General features: G+C 70.5%; 24 protein-coding genes. 14 read left to right on the plus strand and 10 right to left on the minus strand.

Annotation, left to right across the window (positions count from 1 at the left end; translation table 11 throughout):
* Positions 1 to 75 precede the first annotated feature (75 nt).
* The 3 genes from BKA14_RS39485 (at position 76) to BKA14_RS39495 (ending at position 2,073) form a co-directional block, all read left to right on the plus strand.
* Positions 76 to 909: a PhzF family phenazine biosynthesis protein gene (locus BKA14_RS39485; protein ID WP_184955815.1), complete on the plus strand. Its 834-nt coding sequence runs from the start codon at positions 76 to 78 to the stop codon at positions 907 to 909.
* A 50-nt stretch (positions 910 to 959) separates the two neighbouring features.
* Positions 960 to 1,727: an SAM-dependent methyltransferase gene (locus BKA14_RS39490; RefSeq protein WP_184955816.1), complete on the plus strand. Its 768-nt coding sequence runs from the start codon at positions 960 to 962 to the stop codon at positions 1,725 to 1,727.
* A 70-nt stretch (positions 1,728 to 1,797) separates the two neighbouring features.
* Positions 1,798 to 2,073: a hypothetical protein gene (locus BKA14_RS39495; protein WP_184955817.1), complete on the plus strand. Its 276-nt coding sequence runs from the start codon at positions 1,798 to 1,800 to the stop codon at positions 2,071 to 2,073.
* A 113-nt stretch (positions 2,074 to 2,186) separates the two neighbouring features.
* On the opposite strand, the gene BKA14_RS39500 is transcribed toward BKA14_RS39495, so the two are convergent.
* Positions 2,187 to 3,173, minus strand: coding sequence for a helix-turn-helix transcriptional regulator (locus BKA14_RS39500; RefSeq protein WP_184955818.1), 987 nt, complete (start codon positions 3,171 to 3,173; stop codon positions 2,187 to 2,189).
* 54 nt (positions 3,174 to 3,227) lie between these two features.
* Here BKA14_RS39500 and BKA14_RS39505 point away from each other — a divergent pair, with 54 nt between their 5' ends.
* From BKA14_RS39505 to BKA14_RS39540, 8 genes are all read left to right on the plus strand, one after another.
* Entirely contained in the window at positions 3,228 to 3,890 is a 663-nt protein-coding gene (locus BKA14_RS39505; protein WP_184955819.1) for an alpha/beta fold hydrolase, read from the plus strand.
* A gap of 85 nt (positions 3,891 to 3,975) precedes the next feature.
* Positions 3,976 to 4,815, plus strand: coding sequence for an SDR family oxidoreductase (locus tag BKA14_RS39510; protein ID WP_184955820.1), 840 nt, complete (start codon positions 3,976 to 3,978; stop codon positions 4,813 to 4,815).
* Positions 4,816 to 4,912: 97 nt separating this feature from the next.
* Positions 4,913 to 6,028 (plus strand): sensor histidine kinase, encoded by a 1,116-nt coding sequence (locus tag BKA14_RS39515; RefSeq protein ID WP_184955821.1) that lies wholly within the window; start codon positions 4,913 to 4,915, stop codon positions 6,026 to 6,028.
* Positions 6,025 to 6,681, plus strand: coding sequence for a response regulator (locus BKA14_RS39520; protein WP_184955822.1), 657 nt, complete (start codon positions 6,025 to 6,027; stop codon positions 6,679 to 6,681). Before BKA14_RS39515 ends, BKA14_RS39520 begins: the two co-directional genes overlap by 4 nt.
* Before the next feature lie 6 nt (positions 6,682 to 6,687).
* Entirely contained in the window at positions 6,688 to 7,209 is a 522-nt protein-coding gene (locus BKA14_RS39525; RefSeq protein ID WP_184955823.1) for a P-loop NTPase family protein, read from the plus strand.
* On the plus strand, positions 7,185 to 7,337 hold the full coding sequence (locus tag BKA14_RS44705; protein ID WP_239092676.1) for a hypothetical protein: 153 nt from the start codon (positions 7,185 to 7,187) through the stop codon (positions 7,335 to 7,337). The genes BKA14_RS39525 and BKA14_RS44705 overlap by 25 nt, the downstream gene beginning before the upstream one ends.
* Before the next feature lie 28 nt (positions 7,338 to 7,365).
* Positions 7,366 to 7,791 (plus strand): MmcQ/YjbR family DNA-binding protein, encoded by a 426-nt coding sequence (locus tag BKA14_RS39535; RefSeq protein ID WP_184955824.1) that lies wholly within the window; start codon positions 7,366 to 7,368, stop codon positions 7,789 to 7,791.
* A gap of 181 nt (positions 7,792 to 7,972) precedes the next feature.
* Positions 7,973 to 8,575 carry a DUF6461 domain-containing protein gene (locus BKA14_RS39540; protein ID WP_184955825.1) on the plus strand — a complete coding sequence of 201 codons (603 nt, stop codon included), beginning with the start codon at positions 7,973 to 7,975 and terminating at the stop codon, positions 8,573 to 8,575.
* Between the two features lie 148 nt (positions 8,576 to 8,723).
* Here BKA14_RS39540 and ligD read toward each other — a convergent pair whose 3' ends face one another.
* From ligD to BKA14_RS39570, 6 genes are all read right to left on the minus strand, one after another.
* Positions 8,724 to 9,677: a non-homologous end-joining DNA ligase gene (ligD, locus tag BKA14_RS39545; RefSeq protein ID WP_184955826.1), complete on the minus strand. Its 954-nt coding sequence runs from the start codon at positions 9,675 to 9,677 to the stop codon at positions 8,724 to 8,726.
* 18 nt (positions 9,678 to 9,695) lie between these two features.
* The gene (locus BKA14_RS39550) at positions 9,696 to 10,013 is read right to left on the minus strand and encodes a hypothetical protein (protein WP_184955827.1); all 318 of its coding nucleotides are present in this window, start codon (positions 10,011 to 10,013) and stop codon (positions 9,696 to 9,698) included.
* Positions 10,014 to 10,129: 116 nt separating this feature from the next.
* On the minus strand, positions 10,130 to 11,023 hold the full coding sequence (locus BKA14_RS39555; RefSeq protein ID WP_184955828.1) for a carbohydrate ABC transporter permease: 894 nt from the start codon (positions 11,021 to 11,023) through the stop codon (positions 10,130 to 10,132).
* 64 nt (positions 11,024 to 11,087) lie between these two features.
* Positions 11,088 to 11,981: a carbohydrate ABC transporter permease gene (locus BKA14_RS39560; protein WP_184955829.1), complete on the minus strand. Its 894-nt coding sequence runs from the start codon at positions 11,979 to 11,981 to the stop codon at positions 11,088 to 11,090.
* 67 nt (positions 11,982 to 12,048) lie between these two features.
* Positions 12,049 to 13,320: an extracellular solute-binding protein gene (locus tag BKA14_RS39565; protein WP_184955830.1), complete on the minus strand. Its 1,272-nt coding sequence runs from the start codon at positions 13,318 to 13,320 to the stop codon at positions 12,049 to 12,051.
* Positions 13,321 to 13,914: 594 nt separating this feature from the next.
* Positions 13,915 to 14,931: a LacI family DNA-binding transcriptional regulator gene (locus BKA14_RS39570; protein WP_184955831.1), complete on the minus strand. Its 1,017-nt coding sequence runs from the start codon at positions 14,929 to 14,931 to the stop codon at positions 13,915 to 13,917.
* Between the two features lie 1,155 nt (positions 14,932 to 16,086).
* On the opposite strand from BKA14_RS39570, the gene BKA14_RS44710 reads away from it, so the two are divergent.
* Positions 16,087 to 17,457: an NAD(P)-dependent oxidoreductase gene (locus BKA14_RS44710; protein WP_239092674.1), complete on the plus strand. Its 1,371-nt coding sequence runs from the start codon at positions 16,087 to 16,089 to the stop codon at positions 17,455 to 17,457.
* 78 nt (positions 17,458 to 17,535) lie between these two features.
* Here BKA14_RS44710 and BKA14_RS39585 read toward each other — a convergent pair whose 3' ends face one another.
* The 3 genes from BKA14_RS39585 to rnhA all read right to left on the minus strand — a co-directional run bounded on the left by BKA14_RS39585 (position 17,536) and on the right by rnhA (position 20,337).
* Positions 17,536 to 18,675 carry a hypothetical protein gene (locus BKA14_RS39585; RefSeq protein ID WP_184955832.1) on the minus strand — a complete coding sequence of 380 codons (1,140 nt, stop codon included), beginning with the start codon at positions 18,673 to 18,675 and terminating at the stop codon, positions 17,536 to 17,538.
* A gap of 69 nt (positions 18,676 to 18,744) precedes the next feature.
* On the minus strand, positions 18,745 to 19,857 hold the full coding sequence (locus tag BKA14_RS39590; protein WP_184955833.1) for an epoxide hydrolase family protein: 1,113 nt from the start codon (positions 19,855 to 19,857) through the stop codon (positions 18,745 to 18,747).
* A gap of 12 nt (positions 19,858 to 19,869) precedes the next feature.
* Positions 19,870 to 20,337 carry a ribonuclease HI gene (gene rnhA, locus BKA14_RS39595; protein ID WP_184955834.1) on the minus strand — a complete coding sequence of 156 codons (468 nt, stop codon included), beginning with the start codon at positions 20,335 to 20,337 and terminating at the stop codon, positions 19,870 to 19,872.
* A 69-nt stretch (positions 20,338 to 20,406) separates the two neighbouring features.
* On the opposite strand from rnhA, the gene BKA14_RS39600 reads away from it, so the two are divergent.
* Both BKA14_RS39600 and BKA14_RS39605 read left to right on the plus strand, forming a co-directional pair.
* Entirely contained in the window at positions 20,407 to 21,321 is a 915-nt protein-coding gene (locus BKA14_RS39600) for an ABC transporter ATP-binding protein (RefSeq protein ID WP_184955835.1), read from the plus strand.
* A complete protein-coding gene (locus BKA14_RS39605) occupies positions 21,318 to 22,076 on the plus strand; it encodes an ABC transporter permease (RefSeq protein WP_184955836.1) in 759 nt (252 codons plus the stop codon). The genes BKA14_RS39600 and BKA14_RS39605 overlap by 4 nt, the downstream gene beginning before the upstream one ends.
* Positions 22,077 to 22,137 lie beyond the last annotated feature (61 nt).

Genomic DNA, 22,137 nt, shown 5'->3' on the forward strand with positions numbered 1-22,137 from the left:
GGCCGCCTTCGTTTTGATCGCTGGTCCGCTTGCCGGTTCGTGTGCCGGCTCGCCGGCCGTCTCGACTGCCGAGGAGTGCCGACGGACGTCGCCGTGATCCATTCCTGCCGGCGCGACGGCCGCGGCGGCAGCCCCACCGCGGTCCTGTGGCGGGCCGACGCCCCATCCGACCTTGCGGCGCTGCGCCACCTGCCCGCCCGCGCCGGCGCCTCCCACGCCGTGGTGGTCGACGGCCCGCCCGAGGGCCCGGTCGACCTCAGGTTCTTCACCGCCGCCGGCGAACTGCCCGCCTGCGGTCACGGCACAGTCGCCGCCCTGGCCTTCCTGGCCGCCCGCGCCGGAAAACGCGACCTGACAGTCCCCCTCCGCGTCGGCGGCCGGTCCCTGACCGGCTACGTCACCGGGGGCACGATGGCAACGTTCCTCGAAGACCGGGTCGCCCTCCGCCTGCCCACCGACCCCGAACTGACCGGCGTGCTCCCGGCGCTGGGCTTCCCCGGCCGCGGCCTCAACTTCCCGGTCGGCGTGCTGGCCGCCTCCACCGGCCGCTGGCGCCTGCTCGTGCCGGTCGAGTCCCGGGCCGCCCTGACCCGGCTGGCCCCCGACCCCGCCCGCCTGCGCGCGGCCTGCGACCGGCTCGGCCTGCTCGGCTGCTACGTGCACACCCCACCCGACGCCGAGGGCCGCCTGGCCGCCCGCATGTTCGCCCCCGCCATCGGCGTCGACGAAGACGTGGCCAACGCCAACAGCACCGCCTGCCTGGCCGCCGCCCTGGCCGGCCGCACGATCGCCGTCGACATGGGCGACACGCTGGGCGCCCCGTCCACCATCCTCGCCTCCGCCCGCCCCGGCGGCGCGGTAGAGGTAGGCGGCGAAGCCACGGTCACCGGCAAGCTCCGCCTCGATTGACCGTTCAGTCGTCGGTCCTCATCGGACCGGATGACGGTTAGGCTGTTGGCGTGGTCAGTGACGAACCTTCTGTTCCGCACACCGCACGGATCTGGAACTACCTGCTCGGCGGCACGGACAACTTCGCCGTGGATCGAGCGGTGGGTGATCAGGTCCTGGTCGGCCAGCCCGCCCTGGCCGAGAACGCCCGGCTCAGCCGCGCCTACCTCACCCGCGTGGTGCGGTGGCTGGCCGGTGCGGCCGGCATCCGGCAGTTCCTCGACCTCGGCGCGGGCCTGCCCACCGCCGACAACACCCACGAAGTCGCCCAAGCCGTGGCGCCGCAGAGCCGCATCGTCTACGTCGACAACGACCCGCTGGTCGTCTCGCACGGCCGTGCCGTGCTGACCAGCCACCCCGAGGGCGAAACGGTCTACCTCGAAGCCGGCCTCGACGACCTGCCCCACGTGCTGCGCGAAGCCGCACACACACTCGACTTCGACCGCCCCGTGGCGGTGCTGTTCATGGGCGTCCTCGGCCACATCGAAGACGACACCACAGCGCAAAACCTGACCCGCGCCGCGATGGCCGCGGTCCCCTCCGGCAGTTACCTGGCCATCTGCGACGGCACCGACACCAGCCCCGAGGTTGTCGAGGCCGCCCGCATCTGGAACCAGTCCGCGGCCCTGCCCTACCACCTGCGCAGCCCCGACCGCCTGGCCCGCCTCTTCGACGGCCTCGACCTGGTCGACCCCGGCCTGGTCCCGGTGACCCGCTGGCACCCGGACATCAACGTCCCCGACATCGACCAGTACGGCGCCGTCGGCCGCAAACCTTAGGCCCTCGACAGGCGCAGGGCCGTCGCCGCTGCCCGCTCAGAACGCTGACATGCCGAGCGACGCTCCACAGATGCGCAACGCGGCACTGGATGTGCCGCCGACCGGCCCCGAACCCTGGCTGGGCATCGCGCGGGCCGTCGGCGCCGTGGATCTGGGCCCGGGCTGGTCGGGCTTTCTCGACACGGCCCGGCAGGTGGCTGCGGCCGGGGTGCCCGCGCATCTGCCCCCGGACGCCGTGTGGTGCCCGGTAGCCGCGATGGTGGCGACCAGCGGAGGCGACGCCGTGCCGTGGGCGCGCACGCCGGCCCGCCGGAGACCTCGTCATGCTGTACGGCGACACCGGTGACGGTCAGCCGCGCCGATCGCAGCCTGCGGATCCGGGACCCCGTACGGAATGCGGCCGCGCTGATCCCGCTCGACGTGCACCACGCTGTGTGACAGTGGCCGGTCGAACGATCGTCAGCGGGCACGACGACGGTCTGCTCGCGGTGGCTGTGTCGCGGCGGTGAAGCGGGCGGCCACCTCAGCCACGGCCTCGCGCAGTTCGGGGCACTCGACGACCGTGAAGGGGAACGGGACGGCGGGCAGCCATTCCTGGGCGTACATGCGGGTGTTGGTGGTGCTGCCGATCAGCACGCACTCGTCGTCGCCGTCGGGTTCGAGGCGGCCCATGGGTGGGCGGATCCACGGGGCGACCTCGTCGTGCGGGGCGTGGAAGACGATCCGGGTCGGATACTTCCAGCCGGAGGCCAGGTTCTCCTCCAGCGCGGCCACCGGGTCGAGGTCGCCGGGCGGGACGAAGCGCTGCGGCAGCGCGCGGGCGGCGCGGATCCGGTCGATGCGGTAGGTGCGGATGGCGCCGGCGCGGTGCGAATGGCACAGCAGGTACCAGCGGCCGAAGCGCACGACGACGGCCCACGGGTCGACCTCGGCCTCCCACTGGTCGCCGGCCTCGTTGGCGTACGTGACGGTGACCCGGTGGTGGTCGGCCACGGCCGCGACCAGGGCGCTCATCACGGCCGGGTCGGCGCGGGCGGCCCGGCGGTCGGGGGCGGCCGACGCGTACGCCCGCAGCGCCGCGGCCTGCCGTCCGATGCTCTCCGGCAGCGCCCGGATCACCTTGCTCAGCGCCGCCCCGACCAGGTCGTCGGCGTCGATGGCGGCCGGCTGCCCGTCCAGCACGGCCATCACCAGCCCGAGGGCCTGGTCCTCGGTGAACACGACGGGTGGCAGCCGGGTGCCGCGACCCAGGCGATAACCCCCGTACGGGCCCCGGACCGCATCCACCGGGATGCCCGCCTCACGAAGGATCCCGACGTAACGCCGCGCGGCCCGCTCGGTGACGCCCAGCTGGCCGGCCAGCTGCTCGGCGGTCGTGCCCGGGCGGGCCTGCAGGATCTCCAGCGTGCGCAGGGCCCGTGAGGTGGGGCTGGACGGATTCTCCACGCCGCGCAGGCTACCGGAAGGGGAACGTCCGGAATGGGTTCTAGGTTGGGGCGCATGACTGACGAACAAATCGTGCTGCTCGGCGGCCTGTGGCTCACCCCCTCCACGTGGGACGCCGTGGTCGCCGACCTGGCCGGCCGGGGCCGCCGGGCGGTCGCCGTCGACCTGGGCGGGGCCACCCTCGACGACCAGGTCGACGCGGTCCTCGCCGTGGTCGACGCGGCCGGCGGGGCCTCGGTGGTGGTCGGGCATTCGGCCGCCGTCGCCCTGGCCTGGCTCGTCGCCGACAAGCGGCCGGCCCGGGTGGCCAAGGTCGTGATGATCGGCGGGTTCCCCAAGGCCGACGGCGAGACCTACGCCGACTTCTTCCCGGCCGAGAACGGGATGATGGCGTTCCCCGGCTGGGCGCCGTTCGAGGGCGCCGACTCGGCCGACCTCACGCCCGCCGCCCGTGAGGAGTTCGCGGCCGCGGCAGTGCCGGTGCCCGAGGGCGTGTCCACGGCGACCGTGCACCTGAGTGACGAGCGCCGCTACGACGTGCCCGTCGTGCTGGTCTGCCCCGAGTTCAGCCCGGCCGAGGCCCGCGAGTGGATCGACGCCGGCGAGCTGCCCGAGCTGGCCCGGGCCAAGCACGTCGAGCTGGTCGACATCGACTCGGGCCACTGGCCCCAGCTGACCCGGCCCGCCGACCTGGCCCGCATCCTGGCCGACGCCTGATTGATCTATTGAGGTCGTCCGGTGACCTGATCCGTTCCTAGCGTGGTGGCGACTGGTACTCACCTCCACGGAACGGATGCAGAGCATGACAATCCTGGTTACCGGCGCCACCGGAGCGGTCGGACGGCACCTGGTCGACGTTCTGGTGAAAAGGGGCGAGAAGGTGCGTGCCGTGAGCCGCACACCGCAGTCGGCCGCACTGCCCGACGGCGTTGAAGTGGTCGGCCCGGACGTGACGCCGGAGCTGGTCGACGGGGTGGACCGGGTGTTCGTCTTCCCCACCGGCGCTCAGCAGGTCGCCGACCTGGTCACCGCGGCCGGCGAGAGCCGCTTCGTGGTGCTCTCGTCGCTGGCCGCCGCGGGCGAACTGCCACGGGAGGTCCGCTCGGCCAGCTACGCCCACCACCGGGCGATCGAGCAGGCCGTGACCTCGCGCACCGGCGAATGGACGATCCTGCGACCCGGCACGTTCGCGAACAACCTGCTGTCGTGGGCGTGGCCGATCAAGGCCGGCATGCCGGTGCGAGCGCCGTACATCAAGTCGGCGCAGCCTCCGATCCACGAGGCCGACATCGCCGACGCGGCAGCCACCGCGCTGCTGCAGGACGGCCACATCGGACAGTTCTATCCGCTGACCGGCCCCGAGTCGCTGACCCGCATCGAGCAGGTGGCGGCCATCGGGGCCGGCCTGGGCCGCCACCTGGACCTGGTCGAGATCAGCCCGGACGAGTTCCGCGCGGACGTGGCCCGGTTCATCCCCGAGGACATCATCGTGATGCTGCTCGAATACTGGTCCGAGACGGTGACCGCGCCCGACCCGGTGCGCTCGGGCGTGCCCGACCTCACCGGCGCGCCCGGTCGCACCCTGGAACAGTGGGCCCGGGACCACCGCGCCGACTTCGGTCAGGCGCAACCCGGCCGGTGATACTCCACATGGAGTAGCCGGTAGTCGGGAGGCGTCGATGCAAGTGTCCGCGGCGGGACGACGTGCTGCCCCCGGTTCCGGCCATAGCGTCCCGGCCATGAACAAATATCTCGCCCCAGCCTTGACCCTCGTCGGTGTGCCGGCCGGTCTCGCCATCACCGGCGGCAACATCGACACGACCATGACGCTTTCGGTGGCCGGCCTGCTCGCGCTGTTCGCCGGTTTTCTCAACCGCTTTCCCCGTACGGTCCTGGTGCTCTCACTCCTGACGGTCGAGGGCATGCGCGGCGCCGACCTGGTCGGGTCGGGGTGGGTGTGGCCGGCCACCGCCGCGTTCGTGGCTGTCGCGCTCGCCGGTCACCTGCGCTTCGCGGTGATCGCGGGTGGGCTGGCTCTGGCGTACGGGATCGGCTGGGACGGTTTCGTCAACCAGGACCACGACGGGAACTGGGCCCTCGCGCACGTCGGCGGGGACGCCCTGTGGCTGGCCGCCGTGCTGGCCGCGGCCAACGCGTTCGTCAGCACCCGCCGCTGGCAGCGGGAGATGGGGCTGCGCCTCCAGCAGGAACAGCAGCAGCGCGAACTCGACGCGCGGCGGCGCCGGGCCGAGGAACGCGTCGGCATCGCCCGTGACCTGCACGACGTGGTGTCCCATACGCTGGCCGTGGTGGGTGTGCACCTCAACGTCGCGCTCGACGCCTTCGACAACGATCCCGACGAGGCCCGCTCGTCACTGCGGCTGGCTCAAGACGTACGGGGGAAGGCCATGGCCGATCTGAAGTCGCTCGTCGACGTGTTGCGCGACGGCGCGCCGGCGGAACCGGTCGACGGCCTGGACGGGCTGGAGCGGCTGGCCGAACACGTGCGCGGGGCCGGGTTGACGGTGTCGCTCAACGAGTTCGGGGAGCGGGCCGACGTGCCGGCCGCGGTGGCCACGGCGATCTACCGGGTCGTGCAGGAGGCGCTGACCAACACCGTGCGGCACGCCTGCGCGCAGCGGGTGGTGATCACCCTGCGCTACGCGCCGGCCAGCGTCGTCGTGGACGTGCAGGACGACGGCACGGCCCCCGAGGTGGTGATCGACGGCAACGGGATCGCGGGCATGCGGGAACGGGTGGCCGCGCTGGGCGGAGCGCTCACCGCCGGCGGGTCCGACCGGGGTTTCTGCGTACGGGCGACGATCCCGTTCGCGCTGTCCCAAGGCACCCGATGATCTCAGTGCTTCTCGCCGACGACCAGCACCTCGTACGGGCCGGGTTCCGCAGTCTGCTCCGGCGCGACAAGGAGATCCAGGTCGTCGGCGAGGCGTCGACGGGGGACGAGGCCGTGCGTACGGCGGCCGCGGTGCGCCCCGACGTGATCCTGATGGACATCCGCATGCCCGGAATGGACGGGATCGCGGCCACCCGCACGATCCTGGAGTCGGGCCTGCCGACCCGGGTGATCATCCTGACCACGTTCGAGACCGACGAGTACGTGTTCGCGGCGCTCGCGGCCGGGGCCAGCGGCTTCCTGACCAAGGAGATCGGCCCCGACGGGCTGCGCCAAGCCGTACGGGTCGTGGCGGCCGGGGACGCGCTGCTCTCACCCAGCGTGACCCGCCGCGTGGTCGGGCAGTTCGCGCACCGCCCGGTGGCCGGCCCACCCGGCGGTGACCGTCTGACCGTGCTGACCGACCGGGAACGCGAGGTCGTACGGCTGGTGGCGGCCGGGCTGTCCAACTCCGAGATCGCCCGCGAGCTGGTGATCAGCCCGTTGACGGCGAAAACGCACATCACCCGCGCGATCGCGAAACTGGGCGTACGGGATCGGGTCCAGCTCGTCATCCTCGCGTTCGAGGACGGGCTGGCCGGCCCGCTATCGTGACGTCTCATGCGACGGATCCTGGTTTACGGGGTGACCGGTTCCGGCAAGTCGACGCTGGCGGCCCGGGTCGGCGCGCGGCTCGGGCTGCCCTACCACTCGATCGACGACCTGATGTGGCGGCCCGGCTGGGAGCCGCTCACCGTGGCCGAGCAACGTGACGTCATCGAAAAGCTGCTGGCCCGCGACGAGTGGGTGATCGACGCGGCCTACGGTTTCTGGCACGACCTGGCCCTGCAACGCGCCGACCTGATCGTCGGCCTGGATCTGCCCCGCTGGCGCTCGGCGACCCGCCTGCTGCGCCGCACGGTCACCCGGATCGTGCGCCGCACCCCCACGTGCAACGGCAACTACGAGACGTGGCGAAAGGCGTTCTTCGACCGCGAATCGATCCTGCTCTTCCACATCACGTCGTTCCCCCGCAAACGCCGGCGGATGCGCCTGTGGCAATCGAGCACCGACTTCCCCGAAACAGTGCTGCTGCGCTCCCCGGCCGAGGTCGAGAAGTGGCTGGCCGGGCTCACGTCCTGACCGGCACCCCCGGCTCGGGCAAGACGGCGTTGCTGCGCCGGCTCGAAGTCGCGGGGCACGCCGTCGTCGAGGTCCCCGCCGCGCCGCTGGAGGAACGGGCCGCCCTTGTCCTGCTGGCCGCCCGATAATGTCGGACCCCGGCGCTAGTGTCGGCCCATGTCCGCTCCCGGCGACGTGCCCCCTGACATCCTGAGCCGCCTACGCCCGATCTGCAGGGCACTGCCCGAGGCGTACGAGGAACCCGCCTGGATCGGCCTGCGCTGGCGCATCCGGCAGCGAACGGTGGCCCACGTCTACACGGCCGACCCGGACCGCCGGCTCTGCTACCCGCGCGACTGGGTCACCGGCGAACCCCCGGTCCTGCTGACGTTCCGCGTGCCCGCCGACGACTTGCTCGGCCTGACGGGCAGCGGTTTCCCGTTCTTCCGGGCCGGCTGGGGCCACAACGTCGCCGCCATGGTCCTGGGCGACCACACCGACTGGACCGAGGTGGCCGAACTGCTGACCGACAGCTATTGCGAAATGGCCCCGAAGTTCCTCGCCGCTCGTGTCGCCGCCGTTGCCCGCCCGGACCTGGGCTGAAATCGCGGTGACCGGTCGAATGCGCAGGTTTACTGGACCGGTGAAACGTCGCGAGGCGCTCCGGTGTCTGGCCGGCGTGTCGGTGGCTGCTGTGGCCTCAGCCGCTGTTCCGGGCTGCGCCGGGCCGAGCCGTCCCGGCGATCATCCAACGCCCGACGTCGTGACGAGCAGGAGCGGAATCATGCCAACCTTCACCGACTACCTGTGGCTCGAAGACGACGACAGTGAACTGGTGAACGGATTCGGCCTGTTCTGGGTCAAGGCCGTCCCACCGGAGCAGGTGGCTACGCGGGCCGGCGGGACGATCGGAGAACGCGTCGGCTGGGAAGGGCTCGTCGAGCGTTCCGACGGCAGCCGGGGCTCGCACCGCCTCGGCGTGGCCGAGCTCGGCGGTTGGTCTTTCGTCCTCGACCTTGAGGGCGACTCCGCCATCGGCGACGACCTGGTTGTCCGGCTCTCGAAGGGCACGACCGCGATCTCACACTTTCTCAACGTGGAACTGGACGACCACTACCGGCTGGTGGAGGACGGCGACGTCCGGCTCGACTTCGCGCCGTGGGACCCGACGGACCGGCAGGGCAGCGCTCCCGATTCTCTCCTCCCGGCGATGGATACGGTCGGGTTCGATTTCACGGAAGATCTCGACCCCGGCGACCCGGACTACGTGGAGAAGCACCCCACCCCGGCGGCTTTCGCCCTGACCGAGTATCTGACCGGTGTGAAGCTGACGGCCGACCTTCTGCACTCCCTGACATACCTGCTGGCCGAAGCGCGAAGTCGATAACCCCCGGCGTAGCCGAGCCGGGTCCCCGCCCCAGCGTCGGTGGCGGGTCCGGATGTGGCGGCGCGGCTGAGCCGGCGGTCCCGGCCGGAGCGGGCCGGCCGACCAGGACTCGATCACCCACCGCCCGATCCACGGAGCACGCCTGTGCCTACTCGGCCTCGCGGCGGGCTTTGGCTCGGCGTTTGCCCTCGTGCATGGCCTGGACGCGGGCGACCGGAATCGTCCGGCCCTGCTCGATCAGTCCTTCGTCGAGGGCTTGCGGCTCGGGCATCTCCGCGGCCCACGGGTCTTTCCCGCCCAGCCGTGAGACTGCCGTGTGCAGCGTGAAGTCGCTGGGTTTGATGTCGTCCAGTTCGTCCCACGACACCGGGAAGGACACGGGCACCCCCGGCCGTACGCGGGGGCTGTATGCGGCCACCACCGTCGCGCCGCCGGAGCGGGTGGCGTCGAGGAAGACTTTGCCGTGGCGGTCCTCGCGGATGAACGCGGTGGTGGCCAGTTCGGGGTCGAGGCGTTCGGCCCGGGCGGCGACGGCTCGGGTCGCCGCGGCCACCTGTTCGGGGTCCGCTTCACCGTCCAGCGGGACGAAGACATGCACGCCTTTGGCGCCGCTCGTCTTGACCGCGCCCGACATGCCGGCGCCGGCCAGAGCTTCCCGTACGAGCTTCGCGGCGCGTACGGCCAAGTCGAAAGCGCCACCCTCGGGCGGGTCCAGATCCATGATCAGGTGGGTGGGCCTGGCCGAGTCGGCGAGCATGAGTGCCGGGTGGTATTCGATGGCGCGCTGGTTGCCGAACCACAGCAGGGTGCGGCGGTCGTTGCAGAGGCCGTACGTGACCTCGCGGTGTGACGAGTCGGCCCACACCGTCGTCCGGGGCACCCACTCGGGCGTGTACTTCGGCAGGTTCTTCTGCATGAACCTGTCCTGACCGCGCAGCAGCCGGATCACCGACAGCGGCCGGTCGTGCAGCACCGGCAGGATCCGCTCGTGGACCGCGTCGAGATAGTCGATCAGATCGCGCTTGGTCGCGCCCGCGTCCTCGAACAGTTCCTGGTCGAGGTTCGTCAGTTTGACCCCGTCGCGTTCCTCGAGCTCCGCCATAGGGCCATCGTGCCCGAGTCAGCCGAGCTGGGCGACCCACACGGCGGGCAAGACCATCAGGAGCGTGAGGACCACGTACGCCGCCCCGAGGCCGAACCGGCGCCCCTGGGTGGCGATGACGGCGGCGGTGAAGGGCAGGAGCAGGGTGAGCGACGCGGCGACCGAGATCACTTCGGTTTCGCGCTGGCGGCCCGTCACGGCGTACCCGATCAGAATGGGAACGATGACCGCCCAGCCGACCAGGATGGCGGTGCAGCGCAGGCCGACCTTGGTGTGGCGCTCGTCGTCGGAGAGGTCTTTTTCCAGGGCGTACGCCATGCGGTCGGTGAAACTCACGGCGCTGAGCCTAGTGGTGATCATGCACCGGGGTCTTTAACTCCGGAGGTGGATTGACCGAATAGTGACCCGGCTCCCGGCACACCGTTCGGCGTACCGGGAGCCTCCCGGCGTCTCTAGCTTTTGACCGAGCCCGCCATCAGGCCACCGATGAACCAGCGACCCAGAAGGACGTAGACGACCAGCGTCGGCAGCGACGTGATCAGGGCGCCCGCCATCGACGCCGCGTAGTCGGGCGACTGGGCGCCGGCCAGCGCGTTCAGGGCGATCGTGATCGGCCCGTTGCGGGTGTTCGACAGGAAGATGGCGAACAGGTAGTCGTTCCAGGCCGACGTGAACTGCCAGATGATCGTCACCACGAAACCGGGGATCGAGATCGGCAGGATGATCCGGCCGAACGTGCGCAGCAGGCCCGCGCCGTCGACCCGGGCCGCCTCGATCAGCTCCTCCGGCACCGTGGTGGCGTAGTAGTTGCGGAAGATCAGGGTGCAGATCGGGATGCCGTAGATGCAGTGCACCAGCACCAGCGTCGTGATGCCGGGCGGGATGCCCAGGGTGGTGACGATCTCGCGCAGCGGAATCATGACGGCCTGGTACGGGATGAACATGCCGAACAGGATCAGCGTGAACACCACGTCGGCGCCGGGGAAGCGCCAGCGCGACAGCACGAACCCGTTGGCCGCACCGATCAGTGACGAGATGATCGCGACCGGCACGGCCAGCTGGAACGTGCGGAAGAAGGCGGGCTGCAGCGCGTTCCAGGCTTTCTCCCACGACGCCAGGGTCCACGTCTCGGGCAGGCTCCACTGGCTGGCCACGCCGATGTCCGAGCCCGCCTTGAAACTGGTCACGATGAGCACGTACAGGGGCATCAGCACGATGATCAGGAAGACCAGCGCGAGGGCGTACTTGACGATTGCCCCGGGACCACCGCCACGCTTCGGCTTGCGTACGGGAGTCAGGGTTTCGACGCTGGGCGGCGGGGGAGCTTCGACAGACGTCGTCGTCATGCTGAGCCCCCCTGGCATGCCCTCCTGGCCCTGCGAACGCTTCGCTGACTCCGGTGCGGTGCGGTCATGCGTTCTTCTCCTGCCGGTTCGTGTAGATCAGGTACGGCACGATGACGACCGCCACGAGCAGCAGCAGGATGATCGAGATGGCCGCCGCCTTGGCGTAGTCGCTGGTCAGCAACGTCTGCCAGACGTAGATCGCGGGCACCTCGGTGAGCCACTGCGGGCCCGACACGCTCATGATCAGGTCGAACATCTTCATCGACATGTGGCCGAGGATGATCAGCGCGGACAACGCGACCGGCGTCAGCTGCGGGAAGATCACGTTGCGGTACAGCCGGTACGTCGAGGCGCCGTCCATGGCCGCCGCCTCGCGCAGTTCCTGCGGGATGCCCCGGAAGCCGGCCAGGAACAACGCCATCACATAGCCCGACAGCTGCCAGATCGCCGGGATCGCCATCGCCGCCATGCCCCAGTCGGGGTTGGTCCACCACGTGTTCTGCAGGAAATCAAGACCAAGCCCACCCAGTACGGAGTTGAGGCCGCCCGCGCTGTCACCCTTGTTCGGGTTCATCAGCCAGCGCCACACCACGCCCGAGGCGACGAACGACACCGCCATCGGGAACAGGTAGACCGTACGGAAAAAGCCTTCCGCCTTGACCCCGCGCTCCAGGATGAAAGCCCACAGCAGGCCGAAGAACATCGCGCCGACCAGGAACACCACGGTGAAGACGAGCAGGTTCTTCAGCGAGTGCGTGAACCGGTCGTTGATGTCGTTGGTGAACAGTTTCGTGTAGTTCTCGAGCCCGGCGAAGCCCTTCGAGCCCAGAGCGTTGTGCTCGTCGGACACCGAGACTTTGGTCGTCCAGGCGATCAGGCCGTAGACGAAGACGGCGAGCAGGATCAGTGAGGGGGAGAGCAGCAGCAGGCCCGGTCCCCAGTGCCGGAGTTTGCGCATCCGGGCTCCTTGGTGTCAACGCGGAAAATGGGGACGGCCGAATGCCGCCCCCATTTCCCGCTGGCGCTTACTTCTTGACGAACTCGGAAGCGGCAGTGGCCATGGCCTTCTGCAGCTCGGCGACATCGGAGTTGGTGCTGAACTTGCCGAGGGCCGAGTTGGCCGCACCCTGCCAGCCCTGCGAGCAGGCCGACCCGTGGGCGCAGGACGGAACCTGCTTGAACGACTTCCAGTCAGCGATGGCGGCCTGCTGGTACTTCGGGTAGTCGGCCGGCTTGGCGTCCGTACGGGCCGGGATCGAACCCTTGGTGGTGTTGAAGGCCTTCTGCCCGGCGTCCGAGCCGACGGTCTTCAGCCAGCACTTGGTGCCCTCGGGGTTCTTGGCCCCCTTGGGCAGCACGAACGAGTCGGCCAGCCATTGGAACGTGTCGCCGTTGCCCGGGAACGTGAACCAGGCGTAGTCGGTGAACTTCTTGGCGTCCAGGTCGGCCGCCTCCCAGTCACCCATCAGCTGGTACGCCGCCTTGCCGTCCATGACGAGCTTCTCGGCGTCGGTCCAGTCGAGCGCGTCACGGTCGGAGTTGGTGTACGTAAGCAGCGTCTTGAAGTCGTTGATGGCCTTGGTGACCAGCGGGTCGTTCCAGTCGGTGGCGCCGGTCCACAGGCCCGTGAACTTGTCCGGGCCCAAATCGGTGATCAGCACCGACTCGAACAGCATGAGCTGCGTCCAGTCCTTGCCGATCGCCAGCGGGGCCGCGATGCCCTTGGCCTTGACCTTGTCGAGGTCGGCGATGAAACCGGCCAGGTCGGTCGGGTCCTTGGTGATGCCGGCCGAGGCCAGGACCTTCTTGTTGGTCCAGACCACGTTGGCCCGGTGGATGTTCGCGGGCACCGAGTAGATCTTGCCCTCGACCGTCAGGTTGTCGATCAGGCCCTGCGGGAAGGCCTGCTTGAGGCCCCAGCTGTCGTAGTCGGCGCTGAGGTCCTCGATCTGGCCGGCGTTGATGTAGTCCTGCAGCTCCGCCCCGGCGTGCGCCTGGAACGTGTCCGGCGGGTCGCTCTGCTGCAGGCGGGACGCGAGCACGGACTTCGCGTTCGCGCCGGCGCCACCGGCCACCGCGCCGTTCTCGAAGGTCTGCCCGGCGCAGTCGGTGCCGAACTGCTTGACCAGGCCGTCGAGGCCGGCCTTCTCGCCGCCGTCGGCCCACCAGGTGAAAACCTCCACCTTGGACGAACCGGAGCCGCCGCCGCTGCTGTCGTCACTGGACCCACAGGCCGTGGCGGTCAGGAGCGCAGCGACACCGACAGCTGCCACGGCAGCCCGTCGAGTGAAGCGCATGGTTATCCTCCATCGAAGTATTGACATCGTTGTCACGCGATGGGGAGTACCGTGCCGCCTCAACCGAACACGTGTCAACGCCTGTTTCCGTGTCGTTACGTGCGCACTCTGTTGTTACCTGAGCGAAAGATCGCTGACCTGCTAATACATCGATGATTCGCTCTGCTTCGGCGGTCTTCGAAGTCCCTTGGCCAACCCTGGTGACGGACAAAACGGTCACCTCCCGTACGCCGCGGGTTTGATCTCTCCGTCGCTCGTGTTCGGTTGTGATGAGTCTCGGTGTGATCGCCGAGCGTCATTTTCACCGCTCACGCACCCGGCGCGCCGGCGGCACCGCCATTCAGCGCGGATCCGGCCCTGCCACTCAGCGGCGGCGGCACCACCACTCAGCGCGGCGGCGACACTGCCACTCAGCGGCGGCGACATCGCCGCTCAGCGCGCCGGTGACACCACCACTCAGCCGCGGCGGCACCGCCGCTCTGTGCGCCGGCAGCACTACCGCTCAGCGCGCCGGCGGCATTGCCACTCGGCTTGCCGGCGGCACCGCCACTCAGCGCTGGCGACACCAGCGCTCAGCGCGGGCGACACCAGCGCTCAGCGCGGCGGCCTCTCGCCCGAGCCGCGGGCAATGATAGATGTAGAAATAACGATGGTTCGGGCGGGGCCGGAATGTCCGCTGATCCGCTCGTACGCGAGCCGCGCCGCCTCCCGCCCGAGCGCGGTCATGTCATGCGCGACAACGGTCGTGCCGAGCACATCGGCCAGATCGAAGTCGTCGAACCCGACCAGTGCGGGCGGCTCGGCCAAACCCCGCATGCCCCGCAAAGCCCCCGTCGTGAGCCGGTTGTTCGTTGTGAAGATCGCGGTCGGCGCCGGGTCGAGCGCGAGCAACTCGCGCACGGTGCGTTCGGCATGCCGTACGTCATGCACATCCGTACGCAGATAAGGCTCCCAAGCTCGATTGCCGGCCGCCCGCATCGCCCCCACGAAACCGTCGATCCGGGCCCGCTGCGGCGCCATCCGCGCCAGGTCGGCCACGATGGCGATCCGTTTGTGCCCCGCCGCCAGCAGATGCTCCCCAGCCGAACGCGCCCCACCCGCGTTGTCGATCAGCACGGCGTCGGCGGCCAGCCCGTCCGGCGGGCGGTCCAGAAAAACGAACGGAACGCCGCGGTTGCCCTCGATGGCCAGATATTCGTGGTCGTCGGCGCTGGGAATGACGAGCAGAGCCCGTACGCGCCTCTCCAGGAACGCGTCGACCAGGCTGCGCTCGAGCATCGCGTCCTCGTCGTTGTTCGCGGTGATCAGGAGCAGCCCGTGCTGCCGCAGCTCACGCTCGATGCCGCTGGCCACAGCCGAATAGAACGGATTGGTGAGATCACCGCTCACCAGCCCGACCAACGCCGAAGTGGCACCACGGCGCAACTCCCGCGCGATCCCGTTGAGCCGATAACCGAGCAGGTCGGCCGCGTCCCGCACGCGCCGCCCGGTCGACGGCGCCACATTGGGCTCCTGATTGAGGGCGCGGGAGGCGGTCTTGAGGCTGACCCCGGCCAAGGCGGCAACCTGAGTCAACGTAGGCCGGCGAACGGTCACATCGTCGGCGGGCATAACGCTCCGAGCACTCTCAGCAACGGGACGCCCCAGTATGACATCGACACCGATGCCCGCTCCGCCTGGTCACCGCAGTTCCCCAGCCAACCATCCCGGTCGACGCGGTGGGGCTTGCCGACACGAGACGGTGAGGCCCGTCGTCACCGGGACGGTGGTGCCCCGCCGCCCCGCGCCGGGCAAAGCCCAACTCGGTCGGCACGAAGCCGCCTGGCGCCGGGAGATCCGACCCTCGGCGGCACGAAGCCGCCTGGCGCCGGGAGATCCGACCCTCGGCGGCACGAAGCCGCCTGGCGCCGGGAGATCCGACCCTCGGCGGCACGAAGCCGCCTGGCGCCGCAAGATCCGGCGCTCGGCGGCACGAAGCCGCCTGGCGCCGCGAGACCCGATCCTCGGCGGTACGAAGCCGCCTGGCGCCGCAAAGCCCACCGCCCGCGCCAATCCCGCCCGCCCGCGACGAAACCCCACCACGTCGCAGCAAAGCCCACAGTCCCGAGCAGATAGCGCACCCCGGCACGATGACCGCCACCGGGCACGTAGCCGAAAGCCCCACAACATCGCGACGAGGCCCTCACCAGGCGGGGCCTGCTGCGCGCAGCAGAAAGCTCAACGGCGCCGCCTTCGAAGTCCGCACCACGTTGCGACAAAGCCCCCACCAGCCGGCAGCAGGAAGTGCATCCCGGCACGACGATCTTCACCGTGCGCGCAGCCGAAAGCTCCAGCACATTCGCGGTCCCACCGGGCGGGGCCTGTTGCATGCAGTAGAAGGCTCGGCGGCGCCGCCCTCGAAGCCCGCACCACGTCGCGGCGAAGCCCCCACCAGCCGGCAGTTGGAAGCGCACGCCGGCACGACGATCCCCACCGGGTACGCAGGCGAAAGCCCACCACATTCGCGGCGCAGCCCCACCGTGCCGGGCCCGCTGCATGCAGAAGCGCCACGTCCGAAGGCCACCAGAAGAAGCGCACCCGCGTCGCGGCCGCAAACTCGCGGGGCGGCCGTGCCCCGGCCGCCCGGTGGACGCGGATTGAGCCGGGGCGGGGCACGGCCGCGGATCCGCGGGGTGTGTCGTGGTGCCGCTTGCCTGTCAGCAAAACACTCCAGCCTAGGTTGGAGCTGTCAGCGGCCTGTGTGGATCTTGGGTGAGGGGCTTGGCGATGGTGACAGTGGGTCTGGTCAGTGCGGGATTCATGGGGGCCGGGCTGGGGCGGGCGCTGATCGAAGGCGGCGCTCGGGTCGTCACGACGATCGACGGACGTTCGGCGCGGACGGCTCGGCTGGCTGCGGAAGCGGGACTCGAACTGCTGCCGACCTTGACCGACGTGGTCGCGGTGGCCGACGTCGTGCTCTCGGTGACCCCGCCGGGCGTCGCGGTGGACACGGCCCGGTCGATCGCCGTCGCGGCCCGTCGAGCCGGTCGGCTTGAGGGCGGTGCGGCCCCGGGCAAGTCGGCCGGCGGAGCGGCGCGGGATGTGGGTGGCGGGCTGGCTGAAGGAGCAGCGCGGGATCCGGCCGTTGTCGGCGGGCTGGTTGAGGGTGCGGCGCGGGGTGCGGGTGGGCGGGCCGAAGGAGCGTCGCGAGATCTGAACGCTGTCGGCGGGCTGACCGAAGGAGCGGCGCGGGGTGCGGGTAGCGGGCTGATCGGGGGAGCGGCGCGGGGTGCGGATAGCGGACTGATCGAGGGAGCGGCGCGGGGTGTGGGTGGCGGGCTGGCCGAGGGAGCGGCGCGGGGTGCGGGTGGCGGGCTGGCTGAAGGAGCGGCGCGGGATCTGGGTGCTGTCGGCGGGCTGATCGAGGGTGCGGGCGGTGTCGGCGGATCGGTTGAGGGGGCGGCGTGGGACTCGGGTTATGGCAGTGAGCCGGCCGGAAGTGCGGGGGCCGAACCGGAGTTGGCCGACGGGGGCGGGGGTCCGCTGCATGAGGGTGGGGCGACGGTGGGCGGGGGCGGGCTGTTAGTGGTGGATCTCAATGCTGTGTCGCCGGGGACCATGGGGCGGGTTGCTGAGGAGTTGACGGGGCTGCGGGTGGTCGACGGGTCCATTTCGGGGCCGCCGCCGACTGTGCGGAAAGGGGCGCGCATTTATCTGTCGGGGGTGGCCGCCGGGGTGGTGGCGGGGTTGCCGTGGGGTGGGCAGATCGAACCGGTCGTGGTGGGGGAACGGGTGGGGGCGGCCAGTGCGGTCAAGATGTGCACCGGCAGTGTTTACAAGGGGCTCACCGCACTCGTGACTCAGGCCATGCGGACCGCGGGGGCGCACGGTGTGCTCGATCTGGTGCTGGCCGATCTGGAGCGCAGCGGTCTGGCCGACAGCGACGGCGTGGCGCGGTCGGCTACTAAGGCGCACCGGTTCGTGGGCGAGATGCGGGAAGTCGCCGCCACCCAGGAGGCGGCCGGGCTGAGCCCGGCACTCTTCAGTGCGATTGCCGACGTTTATGCCGGCGTCGCGCTGACGGAACTGGCCGCGGGGGACCCGGAGCAGGAGCGGGAGCTCTCACCGGAGGAGATCGTCGCGCGGTTGCGCGCCTGAGGCCGTGCGACCCGCCGCGCTTCGTCGATGAGGTGACCATGCGCAGACGCTACGGCGGGGGTACGACAAAAACGGCCGTCAGGAACGACGCGGCTTCGGCACGTTGAGATTGGTTGTGGGTTCGTCGGGCAGGGCGGTGCTGTTCGGCACCTTCGCGCGGAACACCCGGTCGGGCGGGAGCCGATAAGTGGCGGCCTGCACGAGCTCGTCGGGCACGGTGTGCTTTCCCGTACGGGTCTCCCGCTCGGCCTCGGCCTCAGGTTTATTCCGGGCGGAATCGGCCATGTGCAGCGTGGGTTCGGCGCTGTGGCGGGCGGTTTCGGCCATGGACGGCGCGAGCTTGGCGGACTCGCTGGACGAGGAGCCGGACCGGGTGGATCGGGCCACCGACGGCGCGGGCCTGGCGGACTCGCTGGACGAGGAGCCGGACCGGGTGGATCGGGCCACGGACGGCGCGGGCCTGGAGGACTCGCTGGACGAGGAGCCGGACCGCGTGGGCCGGGTGGGTTCGGCGGACGAGGAGCCGGGCCGGTCCACGGGCTCGGAGCCGGCCGCGGGACCGCGTGAAGGATCGTGCGAGGGGCCGCCCAACACGGGCTCGTGCGAGGGGCCGCCCAAAGCGGGCTCGTGCGAGGGGCCGCCCAAAGCGGGCTCGTGCGAGGGGCCGCCCAGCGCGGAGTCGTCTGAAGGGCCGCCCAACGCGGGTTCGTACGAAGGGCTCCCCAGCACGGGCCCGGCACCAGCGGGGTGCCGCGGGTCCGGGAACTGCTGGTAGTGCACCCCACCGACCGCCCCCGGTTCGGCCACCGTGTTGGGCGGGGGCGGTGGCGGGGCCGGGAAGCCGAGCGGCATGCCGGGCCGGACGGACTCGGGTGAGCGCGGCGTGGGCAGGGGGCCGAAGACGGAGTTCCCGGCGTGAGGGGCCGTGGGGTGGAACACCGACTCCGGCGCGTCGGGTTCCCGTACGGGGGAAGGCGCGACGCCTTGATGCCGGACGGCTCGCCCCGGGTCCTGATCGGTCGCGCGCTTGGGCACTGTGGAGCGGACGGCCAGGCTGAACACCTGGTCCGAGGCGGTCTCGTAGCCGTCGCGGTAGGCCTCGTCGCGGTCCTGCTTCAGTTGGCGCCGCTGGTGGACGCGCCCGGCCGCGTAGCCGCAGCACGCGACGAACAGGGCCAGCAGGATGAAGATCAGCACAGAGTCGCCGGGCGCGGTCATGGCCCAATTGTTGCGGTTTCAATAGACCGAGAGCTATGGCCCGTTTGACGTACCCCGATCGTATTACCTTCAACTAGTGAGGGCCGCCACACACGACCTGACCTCGTCGACGAACAGGGCAGGTTGCTCGAAGGCGGCGAAGTGCCCACCCCGGGCCGGCTCGTTCCAGTACCGGATGTCGGGGAAGCGCCGGGCCGCCCAGCGCCGCGACGGGCGTGGATTTTCGCGTGGGAAGATCGAGCAGCCCACCGGCACGGGGACGACGGGAGCCGCACTGCCGTCGCCGCGGAAGACGGCCTGGACCTCACCGAAGCTCTCCCAATACATCCGGGCGGCCGAGGCGCCCGCCCCGGGCAGCCAATACATCATCAGATTGTCGAGCAGCTGGTCCCGGGTCAGCGGGTCCCCGTCGGTCCAGGCGTGGAACTTCTCGATGATCCAGGCGCACAGCGCGGCGGGCGAGTCGACCAGGCCGTACCCGATCGTCTGGGGCCGGGTGGACTGCACGAACGAATAGCCGTCGCCCCGCTCGGCCGCCGCCAGATCGTCCAGCGCGGCCTGCTCGGCCGGGGTGAGCGTGTCGAACGTCGCCGGGTCGGGCGCGACCAGCGGCGGCACCAGGTGCAACCCGATGATCCGCGACGGATGCCGCAGGCCGAGCGCGGTGCTGACGCTCGTGCCCCAGTCGTGGCCCTGGGCGACGAAGCGGGAGTAGCCGAGCCGGGACATCAGCTCGGCCCATGCGTCGGCCACCCGCGAGACGCCCCAGCCCGCTTCGGCGGGCGCGTCGCTGAATCCGTAACCCGGCAGCGACGGGACCACGAGGTGGAACGTGGACGACAGCGGCCCGATCACGTCGAAGAACTCGACGATGGAGCCCGGCCACCCGTGCGTGAGCAGCAACGGAACGGCGTCGGCGCGCGCCGAGCGCACGTGCGCGAAGTGGATTCCCAACCCGTCGATGACCGTACGGAATTGGGGATGCCGGTTGAGTCGGTGCTCCGCGGAGGAGAAGTCGTAGCCGGAGCCCCAGTAATCACACAAATCAGAAATGTCTGATAGTGGGGCTCCTTGCGTCCACCCCGGTGCCGGGGCCGCGGAGGGCCAGCGCGTCCGGGAGAGTCGCGACCGCAAGTCGGCGATGTCGGCGGACGAGATCGAGACTCGAAACGGATCGATCATCGGCCCGTTCTATCAGGCCCCACCGACAACTTTCCCGGAAGCGACCGCCTCCTGCAGCCCGCGCGCGGCCAGCCGGTCGGCCCGCTCGTTCTCCGGATGCCCCGCGTGCCCCTTCACCCAGTGCCACTGCACGTCATGACGCCGCACGGCCGCGTCGAGGCGCTGCCACAGGTCGACGTTCTTGACCGGCTGCTTGGCCGAGGTCTGCCAGCCGTTGGCCGACCAGCGCGGCAACCACTTCGTGATCCCGTCGCGCACGTAGATGCTGTCGGTGTACAGCTTGATCGTCATCGGCTCGCGGTTGAGCGTCTCCAGGGCCCGGATCGGGGCCATCAGCTCCATCCGGTTGTTCGTGGTCTGCTCCGCGGTGCCGCCGCACAGGTCCTTCTCCTTGGCGCCGTAACGCAGCACGGCGCCCCAGCCGCCCGGGCCGGGGTTGGGGACGCAGGCCCCGTCGGTGTAGATCTCCACCACGGTCATGTGAGCACCTTAACGGCGGGCCCCCGCCCACAGCCGCGCAGGAACGGGCGCCACGTAAAGTGGTTGACCGTGACGGACGAGGCGGTCGAGCTACGCGACATCGTCGTGCGCTACGGCGACACGACCGCGGTCGGCGGTGTCTCGCTCACCGTCCCCCGCGGCCGGGTGCTTTCGCTGCTCGGGCACAACGGCGCCGGCAAGACGAGCCTGCTGCAGGTCTGTGAGGGCTTCCGCCGGGCCGACGGCGGCACCGCGCGGGTGCTGGGCCTCGACCCGATGGATGATCACGACGCGTTGATGCCCCGGCTCGGCATCATGCTGCAATCGGGCGGCGTCTATCCGTGGGCGACGGCCGGCGAGATCCTGCGCCTGTTCGCCTCGTTCGCGGCCACCCCGCTCGACGTCGACATGCTGCTCGACCGGCTGGGCCTGCGCAAATTCGAGCGTACGAGGTGGCGCCGCCTCTCCGGGGGCGAGCAGCAGCGGCTTTCGCTGGCCATCGCGCTGGTGGGCCGGCCCGAGCTGGTCTTCCTCGACGAGCCCACGGCGGGCATGGACACCGAGGCCCGTCACACGACCTGGCGACTGATCGAGGAGTTGCGCGCCGACGGCGTGTCAGTGCTGCTCACGACCCATCTGCTCGACGAGGCGGAACGGCTGGCCGACGAGGTGGTCATCATGCGTTCGGGTGTGGTCGCCGCGACCGGTTCGCCCGCCGAGCTGACCGCGGCCGCCGGCATCGACCTGCTCGAGGTGCGCGCCGATCCCGGCCTCGTGCCCGCGGGGCGGCTGACCGACTTCAAGGTCAGCGAGGCGACGCCGGGGGAGTACGCGATCAGCGGCGCCCTCGACGCGGCGGCGATCTCCGACGTGGTCGGCTGGTTCGCGAGCGCCGGCGCCCAGGTCACCGCGGTCAACACACGCCGCCGCACCTTGGAAGACGTGTACCTGACGCTGACCAGCGGGGAGAGGGTTCACCGATGAGCGGCACCTTCGCCCCCGCTCCCGGGCGGGCTCCCGTGCGCAGCGTGGTGGCCAGCCAGATTCGTATGGAGCTGACGTTGACGGCGCGCCGCGGCGAGGCCGTGGTGCTGGCCCTGGCTGTGCCGCTGCTGGTGATGCTCGGGGCGGGCCTGACCGACGTCACCAACGTGCCCGGCGACGACCGGCTGGCCTTCGTCGTGCCCGGGGTGCTGGCGTTGACCGTGCTGTCCACGGCGTTCACCGGGCAGGCCATCACCACGGGTTATGAGCGCAGTTACGGCGTGCTCAAGCGGCTCGGTGCGTCGCCGTTGAGCCGTCCGGGGCTGCTGTTCGCGAAGACCGCGGCGGTGCTCGGCCTGATCGTCCTGCAGTTGGTCGTGCTGGCCGCGGTGGGCGTGGCCGTCGGGTGGCGGCCGCATGTCGCGGCGTTGCTGCCCGCGCTCGGCGTCACCGTGCTGGCCACCGCGGCGTACAGCGGCCTGGCTCTGCTCATGGCCAGCCTGCTGCGTCCGGAGGCCACCACGGGCGCGGCCACCCTGATCTACGTGCTCATGCTGGCCGCCGGCGGGATCATGTTCGCCGCTCCCGACCTGGGCACTTTTGGCTGGTTCCTGCTGCCACTGGCCGCGCACGCCGAGGCCTTGCGGGCCACCCTGTCCCACGGCGGGAGCGTGCCCCTGGCCATCTGGCTCAGCCTGGCCGCGTGGGCCGTCGTCATGGTGACGGCCGCCGCCAAGAAGTTCCGCTGGGAGTAGACGTCCACCGATCGGTTGACACGAACTGACGACCACACGGTCGTCCCTGCGGGAACGAAAA

It is taken from the genome of Paractinoplanes abujensis (genome assembly GCF_014204895.1).
GTDB lineage: Bacteria > Actinomycetota > Actinomycetes > Mycobacteriales > Micromonosporaceae > Actinoplanes > Actinoplanes abujensis.

Coding starts and splice junctions, on each gene's coding strand:
- BKA14_RS39495 (WP_184955817.1), top strand. CDS start 1,798: ATGCGCAACGCGGCACTGGATGTGCCGCCGACCGGCCCCGAACCCTGG.
- BKA14_RS39505 (WP_184955819.1), top strand. CDS start 3,228: ATGACTGACGAACAAATCGTGCTGCTCGGCGGCCTGTGGCTCACCCCC.
- BKA14_RS39510 (WP_184955820.1), top strand. CDS start 3,976: ATGACAATCCTGGTTACCGGCGCCACCGGAGCGGTCGGACGGCACCTG.
- BKA14_RS39515 (WP_184955821.1), top strand. CDS start 4,913: ATGAACAAATATCTCGCCCCAGCCTTGACCCTCGTCGGTGTGCCGGCC.
- BKA14_RS39520 (WP_184955822.1), top strand. CDS start 6,025: ATGATCTCAGTGCTTCTCGCCGACGACCAGCACCTCGTACGGGCCGGG.
- BKA14_RS39525 (WP_184955823.1), top strand. CDS start 6,688: ATGCGACGGATCCTGGTTTACGGGGTGACCGGTTCCGGCAAGTCGACG.
- BKA14_RS39535 (WP_184955824.1), top strand. CDS start 7,366: ATGTCCGCTCCCGGCGACGTGCCCCCTGACATCCTGAGCCGCCTACGC.
- BKA14_RS39540 (WP_184955825.1), top strand. CDS start 7,973: ATGCCAACCTTCACCGACTACCTGTGGCTCGAAGACGACGACAGTGAA.
- ligD (WP_184955826.1), bottom strand. CDS start 9,677: ATGGCGGAGCTCGAGGAACGCGACGGGGTCAAACTGACGAACCTCGAC.
- BKA14_RS39555 (WP_184955828.1), bottom strand. CDS start 11,023: ATGACGACGACGTCTGTCGAAGCTCCCCCGCCGCCCAGCGTCGAAACC.
- BKA14_RS39560 (WP_184955829.1), bottom strand. CDS start 11,981: ATGCGCAAACTCCGGCACTGGGGACCGGGCCTGCTGCTGCTCTCCCCC.
- BKA14_RS39565 (WP_184955830.1), bottom strand. CDS start 13,320: ATGCGCTTCACTCGACGGGCTGCCGTGGCAGCTGTCGGTGTCGCTGCG.
- BKA14_RS39570 (WP_184955831.1), bottom strand. CDS start 14,931: ATGCCCGCCGACGATGTGACCGTTCGCCGGCCTACGTTGACTCAGGTT.
- BKA14_RS44710 (WP_239092674.1), top strand. CDS start 16,087: ATGGTGACAGTGGGTCTGGTCAGTGCGGGATTCATGGGGGCCGGGCTG.
- BKA14_RS39585 (WP_184955832.1), bottom strand. CDS start 18,675: ATGACCGCGCCCGGCGACTCTGTGCTGATCTTCATCCTGCTGGCCCTG.
- BKA14_RS39590 (WP_184955833.1), bottom strand. CDS start 19,857: ATGATCGATCCGTTTCGAGTCTCGATCTCGTCCGCCGACATCGCCGAC.
- rnhA (WP_184955834.1), bottom strand. CDS start 20,337: ATGACCGTGGTGGAGATCTACACCGACGGGGCCTGCGTCCCCAACCCC.
- BKA14_RS39605 (WP_184955836.1), top strand. CDS start 21,318: ATGAGCGGCACCTTCGCCCCCGCTCCCGGGCGGGCTCCCGTGCGCAGC.